This window comes from Massilia sp. UMI-21 (assembly GCA_015277795.1).
Lineage (GTDB): Bacteria > Pseudomonadota > Gammaproteobacteria > Burkholderiales > Burkholderiaceae_D > Telluria.
On record CP063848.1, the window covers coordinates 3,646,727 to 3,658,965 of the forward strand.

Below are 12,239 nucleotides of genomic sequence, written 5' to 3' on the forward strand. Positions count from 1 at the left end.
TTTGTTTCGCGCGGGTGGAAGCCCGCCGCGTTTCGATCTCATCCGGCGCTGTTTTTCGCCATCAATTCATGTACATGCCGCCGTTCACGTGCAGTTCGGTGCCCGTGACGTAGGCGGCGGTCGGGCCGGCCAGGAAGGCCACGGCGTGGGCGATGTCTTCCGGCTGGCCGAGGCGGCCCAGCGGGATCTGGCCCAGCAGCGCGGCGTGTTGCTCGTCGCCCAGCGCCTTGGTCATGTCGGTGTCGATGAAGCCCGGCGCCACGCAGTTGACGGTGATGTTGCGGCTGCCGATCTCGCGCGCCAGTGCGCGGGTCATGCCGGCCACGCCGGCCTTGGCGGCGGCGTAGTTCATCTGGCCCGGGTTGCCCGAGGCGCCCACCACCGAGGTGATGTTGATGATGCGGCCGTGCTTGGCCTTCATCATGCCGCGCAGTACCAGGCGCGACAGGCGGCCGACGGCGCTCAGGTTGGTCGCGATGACGCTGTCCCACTCCTCGTCCTTCATGCGCATGGCCAGGTTGTCCTGGGTGATGCCGGCATTGTTGACCAGGATCGACAGGCTGCCGAAGCTTTTCTGCACGTCGTCGACCACGGCGGCGCAGTTGGCCGCATCGGTCACGTTCAGGACGACGCCCTTGCCGCCGAATTCAGCCAGGTAGGCGCCGATCGCCTCCGCGCCGGCCGCGCTGGTGGCGGTGCCGACCACTTTCGCGCCCTGGCGCGCCAGTTCCAGCGCGATGGCCTTGCCGATACCGCGCGACGCGCCGGTAACGAGCGCGACTTGGTTCTCCAGATTCATGCTATTCCTTTTCTTCTCAATGTATTTCAGGCCGGCTGGACCGAGGCCAGCACGCGCTCCAGCGCAGCCTGGTCGACCAGGGCTTCGCCGGCCAGGACCGGATCGATGCGCTTGGCCATGCCGATCAGGGTCTTGCTCGGCGCGCACTCGATCACCTGGGTGATGCCGCCCGCGGCCATCTTCTGCATGGTCTCGACCCAGCGCACCGGGCCGGCGGCCTGGCGCACCAGGGCGTCCTTGATGGCAGCCGGATCGTGCAGGATAGCGACGTCCACGTTGTTGATCAAGTCGATCCGCGGCGCCGAGAAAGCAATGTTTTCCATGTAGTCGCGCAGGCGGCTCGAGGCGGGCGTGAGCAGCGACGAGTGGAACGGCGCCGACACCGACAGCTTCATGGCGCGCTTGGCGCCCCTGGCCTTGGCGATCTCGCAGGCGCGGTCGATGGCGGCGGCGTGGCCGGCGATGACGATCTGGGTCGGCTCGTTGAAGTTGACGGCTTCGACAATGTCACCCTGGGCTGCTTCGGCGCAGACTGCGCGCACCTCGTCGGCCTGCAGGCCCAGCACGACGGCCATGCCGCCCTGCCCGACCGGCACCGCTTCCTGCATCGCCTGGGCGCGGAAGCGCACCAGCGGCACCGCGTCCCTGAACTGGATGACGCCCGCGGCGACCAGGGCCGAGTATTCGCCCAGGCTGTGGCCGGCCACCATGCTCGGCACCGGGCCGCCGGCCGCGATCCAGGCGCGGTACACGGCGACCGCGGCGGTCAGCATGACCGGCTGGGTGTTGGTGGTGAGGTCGAGGTCTTCCTTCGGACCTTCGGCGATCAGCTTGCCGATGTCGAAGCCGAGGGCGTCCGACGCTTCAAGCACGGTCTGTTCGACGACCGGGTTGCCGGCGAAGCCGTTCAGCATGCCGACGGCCTGGGCGCCCTGGCCCGTAAACAGGAATGCGAATTTGCTCATGTTCTTGTTCTCTCTGTTCGAATATGTGGTTGAACGCTTTCCGTAAGGTGGGCAAGTTTCTTGCCCACGCGTTCAACCGGAATATGCGTTGCGACAGCGCGTCCGGGAGTTGGACGCGCGGGCGGGAGACCCGCCCACCCTACAAATTACATGCGGGCGAGCACCGCGCCCCAGGTAAAGCCGCCGCCGACGCCTTCCATCAGCACGTTGTGGCCCGGCTTGATGCGGCCGTCACGCACCGCGCAATCGAGGGCCAGCGGGATCGAGGCGGCCGAGGTGTTGCCGTGCTGGTCGACGGTGATGACCATCTTTTCCAGCGGCAAGTCGAGCTTCTTGGCGGTGCCCTTCATGATGCGCAGGTTGGCCTGGTGCGGAATCAGCCAGTCGATGTCGGACGCCTGCATCTGCGCGTGCGCGAGCGCTTCCTTGGCGACTTCTTCCAGCACGGTGACGGCCAGCTTGAACACCGCCGGGCCGTCCATGTACAGGAAGCCGCTGCCGGCCACGGCGCCGCCGGCCAGGTTGCCCGGGATCGACAGGATGTCGGCATGGCTGCCGTCGGCGTGCAGCTTGGTCGCCAGGATGCCGGGCGCGTCCGAGGCTTCCAGCACCACCGCGCCGGCGCCGTCGCCGAACAGCACGCAGGTGGTACGGTCGGTGAAATCGAGGATGCGCGAGAACACTTCGGCGCCGATCACCAGCACCCGCTTGTACACGCCGGCACGAATGAAGGCGTCGGCGGTCGAGACCGCGTACACGAAGCCGCTGCACACGGCTTGCACGTCGAAGGCGGCGCTGTGGTTGCCCATGCCGAGCTTCTGCTGGACGATGCAGGCGGTGCTCGGGAAGCTGCCGTGGAAGTCCGGCGTGGAGCTGGCGACGATCACCAGTTCAATGTCGGCCGGCTGGCAGCCGGCCGCTTCCAGGGCCTTGCGCGCCGCGTTGACGGCCAGGTCGGATGCGTTTTCGTCGGCCGCCGCATAGTGGCGGCTCTGGATGCCGCTGCGGCTCACGATCCATTCGTCGGAAGTCTCGACACCCTGCCCCGCCAGCTGGGCCGCGAGCTCGTCGTTGGTGACACGCTTGGCCGGCAGGTAGCTGCCGGTTCCGGTGATCTTGCTGTAAACAGTCATCTCTCCACCATCCTGCTGGTTCTGGTCAAGCCTGGCGCTGGGCGTCGGGCGGGGGCGGCATCAGTTCGGCGATCAGGGCCGACAGCTGCTCTTGCACATCGTATTTGGCCGCGTCGTAGGCGCGCTTGATGGCCCATTCGAACGCGAAGGCATTGGCGCTGCCGTGGCTCTTGAAGACCAGGCCTTTCAGGCCGAGCAGGCTGGCGCCGTTGTAGCGTTCCGGGTTCAGCTTCTTCAGCGATTTACGCGCCAGCAAGGCGCCCGCCATCGAGAAAATATTCTCCGTGAACACCGATTTGACGAAGCGCGACAGGCCTTCGACGGCCTTGAGCGTGACGTTGCCGACGAAGCCGTCGCACACGACCACGTCCACCGTGCCCTTGAAGATGTCATTGCCTTCGACGTTGCCGTAAAAATTCAGTTTGCCGCGCTCGTGGTCGGCCTTGAGCAGGATGCCGGTGGCCTTGACCACGTCGTTGCCCTTGATGTCCTCGGTGCCGACATTCAGCAGGCCGATGGTCGGGCGCGGGATGTGCTCCATCGCCGAACACAGCACCGAGCCCATGATGGCGAACTGGTGCAGGTGATGCGGCTCGCAGTCGACATTCGCGCCCAGGTCGAGCATGTAGGTCGGCCCGCCCTTCTGGTTCGGCATGATCGAGCAGATCGCCGGACGGTCGACGCCGGCCATGGTCTTGAGCACGTAGCGCGAGATGGCCATCAGGGCGCCGGTATTGCCGGCCGAGACGCTGGCGTTGGCGCTGCCGTCCTTGACCAGCTCGACCGTGACGCGCATCGACGAATCCTTCTTCTTGCGCAAGGCGATCTCGATCGGGTCGTCCATGGTCACGACCTCGGTGGCGTGCTTGAGCGTGATGCGGGGATGCGCCTCGGCGCGCTGCTTTTTCAGCTCGGCGCGCACGACGTCGTCGGGACCCACCAGGACAAGATGGACGTCAGCTTGTTTTTTTAGAAACGAAATGGCTGCCGGAATGGTAACTGAGGGGCCGTGGTCGCCGCCCATGCAGTCAATAGAAATTGTGATTGTCATTTGTCGGGGGATGCCGGCTCACGCGGCGCGGGCGGCAAGATGGGATCGGGTATGGCTCGTGACCAACCTTTGTCCGCGCAATTCAAAATGACGGAGTGCAAGCTTGTTGCAGCCGATGAAAACGGGAATGCGAACGGATACGCCATGGAAAAAGCGGCGAAAGAAAAAGCGGCGCCACGCAGAAAACATACGTTGCACCGCTTTCATGGTACTAAAGGACAAGACGTCGATTACTCGTCGTTCTTGGTCTTCAGGACTTTGCGACCACGGTAGAAACCGTTCGGGCTGATGTGGTGACGCAGGTGGGTTTCGCCGGTGGTCGGCTCGACTGCCAGGTTCGGTGCGGTCAGGAAATCGTGCGAACGGTGCATGCCGCGCTTCGACGGGGACTTCTTATTCTGCTGAACTGCCATGATGACTCCTAATACATAAGTTCTAAAATTCTAACACATTCGACTTGCAAATACTTGCAGATCGAGTATCCCAGCGGCAATTTCTTATTCATCCATTGCCGACATGTTTTAACGCTGCCTACATCAACTGCTACTGCCATACTCGACTACTGCACGCGTTTGACACGTTCTTCCAGCCGTACTGCAGCTACTGCGGTACTACTAAATTCTGTAAAGCTTTATTCTGACTTGAGGTTTTTCAGTGCCGCGAACGGCGAGACCTTTTCGGTCTTCAGGGTGTCCAGGAGCTTGGTGTCCGGACATACCGCATGTTTCGGTGCCTGCGGCAGGGCCAGCAGGGCTTCGTCTTCCAGCAACTGGCGGATATCGCACTCGCGGCTGCCGACGATCACGTCGATGCTTTCATCGTCGAGGACTTCCTCGATCCCGTCGGCATCTTCGTCGTCCTTGCCGAGCACCAGCATGGTGGACGAATCGATGTCGTATTCCATTGCCGTCAGGCAGCGCTGGCAGACCAGCTTCACGGGACCGGCAACCGCCAGGGTCATCGATGGGTAGCCCTGCTTGGTCAGGCCACCGTCGATCGACCAGCGGATTTCGCCGGATTTATCCGCGCAATCGGCCGCCAGGCGGGTCATCTCGGCAACTGGCGTCACGCCGTCGCGGTGTCCGCCATTCCGGCAAAACTCGAAGGCGTCGATGACAAAAGCGCTCATTTGGAAAACTTCCCCGGAAAACCTGCGATAATAACAGGCTTCTCTCCGCAGAGTCAAAGACTTACGCCGATTTTGACCGGGGCGCGTTGCAAGCGACAGGCAATGCGTGGCATTTATGAGATTTGCTTGCCAGGGAGCCGTATCTATCAGCTTTGCTGATCATCGCTTTGCTGACTGCCTCACTGATTCGCCATTACTTGCCACTACTTGCCACTACTCGCCACTACTCGCCAGACCGCAATGATACCAAGTTCCGCGCCTTCGCGCCTGATCCTCGCCTCCAGTTCCGCCTACCGCCGCGAGTTGCTGGCGCGCCTGCACCTGCCCTTCGAGACGGTCGCACCCGACATCGACGAAAGCCCGCTGCCGGGCGAAGCGCCGCAGGACACCGCCCTGCGCCTGGCGCGCCACAAGGCGGGCGCTGTCGCGGGGCGCTTCCCCGGGGCGCTGGTGATCGGCTCGGACCAGGTGGCAACGCTCGACGGCATGCAGATCGGCAAGCCTGGCTCGCACGCGCGGGCGCTCGAGCAACTGCAGTTGATGCGCGGGCGCCGGGTCGTGTTCCATACCGCGCTGTGCCTGTGGGACAGCCGCGCGGCCGACCCGTCCCGGGCTGTCCAGGTCGAGAATGTGCAAGTGTTCGTCGATTTCCGCATGCTGCCGGATGCCGAACTGGACGCCTACCTGCGCATCGAGCAGCCCTACGATTGCGCCGGCAGCGCCAAGAACGAGGGCCTGGGCATTGCCCTGCTCGAGCGCATCGAGTCGAGCGACCCGACCGCCCTCACCGGCCTGCCCCTGATTGCCCTGACCGGCATGCTGCGCCGCGCCGGCGTCCCGTTCTTCGGCGCCTGACACCCTTTTATCCCCCATTCAACGATGCCTGGCACCCTTTACCTGATTCCGAATACCCTTGGCCCTGTCGAGGCCACCTCCGGCGCCCTGTCCGCCCTGCTGCCGACCCAGGTGCAGGCGCTGACCGCGAAGCTCGACTACTTTGTCGCCGAGAACGCCAAGACCGCGCGCGCCTTCCTGAAATTGATTGCAATCGATCATCCGCTGGCCAAACCCCTGCAGGAAATCGAGATCGCCGAGCTGAACGTGAACACCCCAGCGGCCGCGCTCGCACAACTGCTGGCGCCGCTGCTGGCGGGACGCGACGCGGGCCTGGTCTCGGAAGCCGGGGTGCCGGCGGTGGCCGATCCGGGCGCCGACCTGGTGCGCCTGGCCCACCAGCACGGCATCGCGGTGCGTCCCCTGGTCGGGCCGTCCTCGCTGCTGCTGGCGGTGATGGCGAGCGGGCTGAACGGCCAGAGTTTCGCATTCAACGGCTACCTGCCGACCGATGCGGCGCAACGCGGCAAGCGCATCCAGCAGCTGGAGGGGCGTTCGCGCAGCGAGAAGCAGACCCAGTTGCTGATCGAAACGCCCTATCGCAACGGACAGATGCTGGAAGCGCTGGCCGGCGCCTGCCAGCCGGGCACCCTGATCTGCGTGGCGACCGATCTATCGCTGGCCAGCGAGTCGGTCAAGACCCTGAGTGCGGCGAAATGGAAGGCGGCCCTGGCCGCGGGGAAGGCGCCGGATTTCCACAAGAAGCCGACCGTCTTCCTGTTCCTGGCGCAATAAACCGCGGCCCGGGCCGAACGGATTCAATGGACCTCGTGGGTCAGCTCGCGCACCCAGTCGAAGGCCTGCAATTCGATCTCGCGGATCTGGGCCACGCTCAGCCCCAGCTTGCGCAGCGCGTTGTACAGCATGCAGCCGCCTTCGGCCGCTTCGAGCAACTCGGCGACCCGCAGCATCGTCCCGAACTCCCCTTCCCGCCCCAGCAAGGCGGCGCGGACGTCGTCCGCCACTTCGACGTGGTCGAGGATCTCTTGCATCGGGATCGAGAACAGCGCATCGGCCAGCGACATGATGCCCACCGTGAACGCGCGGTCGGCCTTGGCCGGATCGTGCGGCCGGCAGGCCAGGGTCATTAGCTCGAGCAGCTTGCCGCGCGTGGTGGCCAGTTGCAGCAGCGGCGATGCCAGCTCCACGCCGCCGGCGGTGGTGTACAGCAGGATCTGCAGCCAGCGCTGCAGCTGGCGCCGCCCCAGCTGGCTCAGCGCCTGCGACAGCGACTCGATCTGCGGGCCCGGCACCGCGCGGCTGTTGACCAGGCGTAGCAGGTTCAGGCTGATCAGCGCATCGCGCTTGACCGCCGTCTCGATCAGCTGGGTGTCGGCGTCCGAGCTCACCAGTTCCAGCAGGCGCAGGATCGCCATCTCGGACGGCGTGATCTTCTTGCCCGACAAGATGACCGGGCGAGCAAAATAATAACCCTGGAAATATTCGAAGCCGAGGTCCATGCACAGCCTGAATTCGTCGAGCGTCTCGACCTTTTCGGCCAGCAGTTTCTTGCCGGTGGCCTTGAGTGACTTCACCAGGCGCTCCAGCTCGACGCGCGGAACCAGCTTGACGTCGACCTTGATCACATCGACCAGCCCGATCAGGCGGTCGAGCTCGGGCGAATGCTCGATCACGTCGTCGACCGCGAACTTGAACCCGAGCTCCTTCAGCTCGGCGACACGCGCCAGTAGCTGCCGGGTCGGCTTGACGGTTTCCAGGATTTCGAGGATAACCTTATGCGGAGGCAGGAAACGCACGAAGTCGCTCATCAGCACGACTTCATCGACATTCACGAAGGCGAGTTGCTCGCCGACCACCTGCTCCATGCCGAGCTGCGAGGCGTGCGAAATCACGGCCGCCGTCGCCGCCGCGTTATCGGTCAACTTGGCATCGTCGTCTTCTCCGGCGGCCCGGAACAGCAGCTCGAATGCGACGAGATGCTGGTCGCGGCCAAGGATGGGCTGGCGCGCGAGGAAAAAATCGTTGGACGGCACGGATGCCGCTGCCGTTGCTTCGGCATGCATCTGGAAAGCTCCTGGAAACTGTTACGGCGCGGATAAGCCTGCCGGGCGGGCGCGCGAACGCCTGCCTCGAAGACTATACTACAAATCCGACATTATTAGCATTTTTATATCGAATCTGCCGCTCAGCGATTGCCGCCGCCCTTGCCGCCGGAGCGCGGCCCGCCCTGGCGCGGTCCGGCCTGACGCGGCCCGGCCTGACGTGGCGCGACCGTCCTGCCGCCGCCCGTTCCGCCTGCAGCGACCGGCCGCTTGCCCGCGCCGCGTCCGTCGCCGCCTGCCGCCGCCTGGGGCTTGCCCGGAGCATTCCCATCGGGACGCCACACCCGGCGCGCGCCGGTCTTGGTCGGGGCCGGGGCCGGGGCGGCCGCGCCCGGCTTGGCGCCGCGCGCCTCCTCTTCGCCTTCGCGCACCATGCTCTGGCCCGGCAGGCGCAGGCTGCCCTTTCCGGACAGCGGACTGGCGCGGCGGGCATTCCCGACCGGCGTGCGTGGCCCCTCACCGGCCAGGCGCGCCGAGACGGCGCCGGTGACCTGGGTACCGGTCTCGATGGTGAAGCGGGCGCCGGCATCCTTGCCCAGCACCTGCACCAGGTAGGGCATGGTCTCGCGCAGCATCGCCTCGAGCGTGTACGGCGGGTTCAGGATGAACATGCCGCTGCTGTGCAGGCCGAGGCCGTCCGGCCCCGGGGTCGAGACGGTCAGGGTGACGTTGAGCCATTCCTTGGCCGGGAGGCGCTTGAGCTTGTCGGGGAACTGGCGCGACTCCATGCGCTGCAGCACCGGGTACCAGACCGCGTACATGCCGCTCGGGAAGCGGCCCAGGGCTTCTTCCAGGGCATCGCGCACCTTCTTGTAGTCGTCCTTCACCTCGTAGGGCGGATCGACCAGCACCAGCGCGCGGCGCGACGGCGGCGGCAGCAGCTTCTTGAGGCTCTGGAAGCCGTCGCCATGCTCGATGATGACGCGCTTGCCGCGGGTGCGTTCGCCCTGCTCGGCCTTGTGCGCCTCGGCCTTGCGGACGTTCTCGTGCAGGATCTTGACGTCGGCCGGATGCAGTTCGAACAGGCGCAGGCGGTCGTCGGCGCGCGCCATCTGGTCGGCCACGTAGGGCGAGCCCGGGTAGTAGCGCATCTTGCCGCTCGGATTCATTCCCTTGACGAGGTCCAGGTAGGGCTGCAGCGGCGCCGGGACGTTCACTGCGTTCCACAGCGGGCCGATACCGGTATCGTACTCGCCGGTCTTGGTCGCCTGGAAACTGTCGAGCGCATACACGCCGGCGCCGGAGTGGGTATCGATATAGGTGTAGGCAACATCCTTCTGGTTCATGTACGAATGCAACTGCACCTGTACAAAATGTTTGAGGACATCGGCGTGGTTACCCGCGTGGAAGGCGTGGCGGTAGCTCAACATAAGCTGGAATTCCTGAGAAGAAAGTGGGTGCCGAGTTTGACAACGGCGCAATGGGCGCCATTATCCACTACAACACGACTTCCCGGGACATTCGTAGGGTGGGCAGGTTCCTTGCCCACGCGGTGGTTGTTTCCAGCTTCGTGTTCGTACCGGATGATCGCGCTGCAAGCGATCACCGCGTGGGCAGGAAGACCCGCCCACCCTGCAACAATGGCCGCAGGCCCTTGCGGATACCGCGACCAGACGCTCAGGCGACCTTCTGCTCGTCGAAGAACTGCTCGTCCTCGGTCGAGCCGTGCAGCGCGGTGGTCGAGCTCTGGTTCTGCTGGATGGCCTGGGTCACGGCGTCGAAGTAGCCGGTGCCGACTTCGCGCTGGTGCTTCACCGCGGTGAAGCCCCTGTCGGCGGCGGCGAATTCGGCTTCCTGCATCTCCACGAAGGCCGACATGCCGCGCCGCGCGTAGCCGTGGGCGAGGTTGAACATGCTGTAGTTGAGTGCGTGGAAGCCGGCCAGGGTGATGAACTGGAACTTGTAGCCCATGGCGCCCAGTTCCTTCTGGAACTTGGCGATGGTGGCATCGTCCAGGTTCTTCTTCCAGTTGAACGAGGGCGAGCAGTTATAGGCCAGCATCTTGCCCGGGAATTTCGCATGGATCGCTTCGGCGAACTGCTTGGCGAAGTTCAGGTCCGGCTTGCCGGTCTCGCACCACACGAGGTCGGCGAACGGGGCATAGGCCAGGCCGCGCGAAATGGCCTGCTCGACGCCCGGCCTGACGCGGAAGAAACCCTCCACCGTGCGCTCGCCGGTGCAGAAAGCCCCGTCGTTGGGATCGACGTCCGAGGTCAGGAGGTCGGCCGCCTCGGCATCGGTACGGGCGATGACCAGGGTCGGGGTGCCCATCACGTCGGCGGCCAGGCGCGCGGCGCCCAGCTTCTCGACGGCTTCGCGGGTGGGCACCAGCACCTTGCCGCCCATGTGGCCGCACTTCTTCACGGAAGCAAGCTGGTCTTCGAAATGGACGCCGGCGGCGCCCGCGTCGATCATCGCCTTCATCAGTTCGAAGGCATTGAGCACGCCGCCGAAGCCGGCTTCGGCATCGGCCACGATCGGGGCGAAGTAATCGATGTCGCCCTTGCTTTCGGACCACTGGATCTGGTCCGCGCGCTGGAAGGTATTGTTAATGCGGCGCACTACCTGCGGCACCGAATTGGCCGGGTACAACGACTGGTCCGGATACATCTCGCCGGCCACGTTGGCGTCGCCCGCCACCTGCCAGCCCGACAGGTAGATGGCCTTCAGCCCGGCCTTCACCTGCTGCATGGCCTGGTTGCCGGTCAGGGCGCCCAGGGCATTGACGTAGGGCTCGTTGTTGAGCAAGTCCCACAGCTTTTCGGCGCCGCGCCTGGCGAGCGTATGTTCGATCCGGACCGAACCGCGCAGGCGCACCACGTCGGCCGCCGTATAGCTGCGCGTCACACCCTGCCAGCGCGGGTTGGTGTCCCAGTCTTGTTGGAGTTCACTGATCTGTTGTTCACGGGTTGCCATGCTGCTTCTCCTGAATGAAAAACGATGTGCGAAAACGAATCCGATGGCTTAATCATAAAACAGTTTGTGCAGAGCACAACCACTCTTATATAAGACATGAAAAGATTTTTTTATGCCGTGTATTCATGGACTTGCATCCAACATTTCATGATGTGGCATGAAATTTCTGACAATGAGACTGCACGCGGATGGGAAGCCGGCGTGAGTTTCGCAATGCGCGCTCCACCTCTCATATTGTGAAATCGCACGGCGGAAGGCCCTCCCCGTTGTTGTAATTGTTTCCCTCTATCGCTGTTATTAAGAGAAATATGCTTAGAAAAAGCAATTTGTATTGACTAGAGGCATGGCCAATGTCAATCTAGTCATATCGTTAATTTCGTCGAATAGATCCCGAAAGCTTCCCCATGAACCGCCAGCTTCGCAGTGCCCTCTTCCTTCTCTTCGCCGCCACCGCCGGCAGCGCATCGGCCGGGGTGATTACCCAGGACGGCGTGGTCTTCACCACGACTTACACCGGGAAGGTCCTGACGCTGGAGATCGATGCCGCCGGCCGTACCGGCGGCTGGGCCGGTGCGACGGCGATCGATGCGCTGGGCATCAAGACCATCGGCAATTTCGACAATGTCACAATGGCCAGCCCAGGCGGCGCGGCGTGGACCAACGCCAGCACCGAACTGAATGCAGCGGGCTGTGGCCGGTCCTCCGGCGGCAAGGCCAAGACCGCCGGCGGCGGCCGCCTGTGCTATACCGGCAGCGCCATCGAGCTGGCCGACAACATGGTGTTCACGTTCACCTTCGACGGCACGCCGACGCTGAGCGCGCCGCACCTGAAGGTGCATTTCGTGAATGCCGCCGGCAGCAAGGTGGGCAGCCTGCTGTCGATGGATTTCCCATGGCAGGCCGAGACCGTGCCGACCCCGCCGGCCAGCGGCGGCCAGCAAGGTGGCGCAGGCGCGTCCGGATCGGATGAAGGCGCCGATACCGGCACGCCTGGCGGCGCCACCGAACCGGTGTCTGAACCGGTGTCCGACCCGGTGCTGATTCCCGCGCCCGTCCTGACCGAACCGGTCGACGCCCCGGCCCAGGACGAGGCGATTCCGCCGCCTGCCGCCGGCGGTGGACCCGCGGACATCCCCGAGCCGCAATCGCTGGCCATCGTCGGCGCCGGCCTGGCCGTGATGGGCCTGTCGCGCCGCAAGCGCAAGCACAAGCACAAGCAGGCATAGACTCCGGCCGGATGGAAAAACGGCGCGTGCCCTTGCGGGAACGCGCCGTGTTGCTTGCCGGTG

The 12,239-nt window shown here is 64.5% G+C and carries 12 protein-coding genes; 3 read left to right on the forward strand and 9 right to left on the reverse strand.

Translation table 11 applies throughout. From position 1 onward, the window contains the following. Positions 1–61: 61 nt before the first annotated feature. From fabG to IM543_16005, 6 genes are all read right to left on the reverse strand, one after another. Positions 62–799: a 3-oxoacyl-ACP reductase FabG gene (fabG, locus tag IM543_15980; GenBank protein ID QOY93067.1), complete on the reverse strand. Its 738-nt coding sequence runs from the start codon at positions 797–799 to the stop codon at positions 62–64. A 26-nt stretch (positions 800–825) separates the two neighbouring features. Next, positions 826–1,764, reverse strand: a complete 939-nt coding sequence (fabD, locus tag IM543_15985) for an ACP S-malonyltransferase (GenBank protein ID QOY93068.1) — start codon at positions 1,762–1,764, stop codon at positions 826–828. Between the two features lie 146 nt (positions 1,765–1,910). Then, complete coding sequence (locus tag IM543_15990; protein QOY93069.1) at positions 1,911–2,897, reverse strand: ketoacyl-ACP synthase III; 987 nt, start codon at positions 2,895–2,897, stop codon at positions 1,911–1,913. Between the two features lie 25 nt (positions 2,898–2,922). Continuing rightward, the gene (gene plsX, locus IM543_15995; protein QOY93070.1) at positions 2,923–3,948 is read right to left on the reverse strand and encodes a phosphate acyltransferase PlsX; all 1,026 of its coding nucleotides are present in this window, start codon (positions 3,946–3,948) and stop codon (positions 2,923–2,925) included. A 230-nt stretch (positions 3,949–4,178) separates the two neighbouring features. After that, positions 4,179–4,361, reverse strand: a complete 183-nt coding sequence (gene rpmF / locus IM543_16000) for a 50S ribosomal protein L32 (GenBank protein ID QOY93071.1) — start codon at positions 4,359–4,361, stop codon at positions 4,179–4,181. 218 nt (positions 4,362–4,579) lie between these two features. After that, the gene (locus IM543_16005) at positions 4,580–5,077 is read right to left on the reverse strand and encodes a DUF177 domain-containing protein (protein ID QOY93072.1); all 498 of its coding nucleotides are present in this window, start codon (positions 5,075–5,077) and stop codon (positions 4,580–4,582) included. Between the two features lie 240 nt (positions 5,078–5,317). On the opposite strand from IM543_16005, the gene maf reads away from it, so the two are divergent. After that, positions 5,318–5,932: a septum formation protein Maf gene (maf, locus tag IM543_16010; protein QOY93073.1), complete on the forward strand. Its 615-nt coding sequence runs from the start codon at positions 5,318–5,320 to the stop codon at positions 5,930–5,932. A 24-nt stretch (positions 5,933–5,956) separates the two neighbouring features. After that, the gene (locus tag IM543_16015; GenBank protein ID QOY93074.1) at positions 5,957–6,706 is read left to right on the forward strand and encodes an SAM-dependent methyltransferase; all 750 of its coding nucleotides are present in this window, start codon (positions 5,957–5,959) and stop codon (positions 6,704–6,706) included. A 23-nt stretch (positions 6,707–6,729) separates the two neighbouring features. Here the strand turns inward: IM543_16015 and IM543_16020 are convergent, their stop codons facing one another. The 3 genes from IM543_16020 to aceA all read right to left on the reverse strand — a co-directional run bounded on the left by IM543_16020 (position 6,730) and on the right by aceA (position 10,950). After that, positions 6,730–7,995, reverse strand: coding sequence for an EAL domain-containing protein (locus IM543_16020; protein QOY93075.1), 1,266 nt, complete (start codon positions 7,993–7,995; stop codon positions 6,730–6,732). Between the two features lie 122 nt (positions 7,996–8,117). After that, positions 8,118–9,404, reverse strand: coding sequence for a 23S rRNA (adenine(2030)-N(6))-methyltransferase RlmJ (locus IM543_16025; GenBank protein QOY93076.1), 1,287 nt, complete (start codon positions 9,402–9,404; stop codon positions 8,118–8,120). 247 nt (positions 9,405–9,651) lie between these two features. Further along, complete coding sequence (gene aceA / locus IM543_16030; GenBank protein QOY93077.1) at positions 9,652–10,950, reverse strand: isocitrate lyase; 1,299 nt, start codon at positions 10,948–10,950, stop codon at positions 9,652–9,654. Between the two features lie 404 nt (positions 10,951–11,354). Between aceA and IM543_16035 the strand changes: the two genes are divergently transcribed. Beyond that, the gene (locus IM543_16035) at positions 11,355–12,176 is read left to right on the forward strand and encodes a PEP-CTERM sorting domain-containing protein (protein QOY93078.1); all 822 of its coding nucleotides are present in this window, start codon (positions 11,355–11,357) and stop codon (positions 12,174–12,176) included. Positions 12,177–12,239: the final 63 nt, after the last annotated feature.

Excerpts from the sequence above, each read along its gene's own strand:
- IM543_15990 (QOY93069.1), bottom strand. The coding sequence starts at position 2,897 with ATGACTGTTTACAGCAAGATCACCGGAACCGGCAGCTACCTGCCGGCC.
- IM543_16015 (QOY93074.1), top strand. The coding sequence starts at position 5,957 with ATGCCTGGCACCCTTTACCTGATTCCGAATACCCTTGGCCCTGTCGAG.
- aceA (QOY93077.1), bottom strand. The coding sequence starts at position 10,950 with ATGGCAACCCGTGAACAACAGATCAGTGAACTCCAACAAGACTGGGAC.
- fabG (QOY93067.1), bottom strand. The coding sequence starts at position 799 with ATGAATCTGGAGAACCAAGTCGCGCTCGTTACCGGCGCGTCGCGCGGT.
- IM543_16035 (QOY93078.1), top strand. The coding sequence starts at position 11,355 with ATGAACCGCCAGCTTCGCAGTGCCCTCTTCCTTCTCTTCGCCGCCACC.
- maf (QOY93073.1), top strand. The coding sequence starts at position 5,318 with ATGATACCAAGTTCCGCGCCTTCGCGCCTGATCCTCGCCTCCAGTTCC.
- fabD (QOY93068.1), bottom strand. The coding sequence starts at position 1,764 with ATGAGCAAATTCGCATTCCTGTTTACGGGCCAGGGCGCCCAGGCCGTC.
- IM543_16025 (QOY93076.1), bottom strand. The coding sequence starts at position 9,404 with ATGTTGAGCTACCGCCACGCCTTCCACGCGGGTAACCACGCCGATGTC.
- rpmF (QOY93071.1), bottom strand. The coding sequence starts at position 4,361 with ATGGCAGTTCAGCAGAATAAGAAGTCCCCGTCGAAGCGCGGCATGCAC.
- plsX (QOY93070.1), bottom strand. The coding sequence starts at position 3,948 with ATGACAATCACAATTTCTATTGACTGCATGGGCGGCGACCACGGCCCC.
- IM543_16020 (QOY93075.1), bottom strand. The coding sequence starts at position 7,995 with ATGCATGCCGAAGCAACGGCAGCGGCATCCGTGCCGTCCAACGATTTT.
- IM543_16005 (QOY93072.1), bottom strand. The coding sequence starts at position 5,077 with ATGAGCGCTTTTGTCATCGACGCCTTCGAGTTTTGCCGGAATGGCGGA.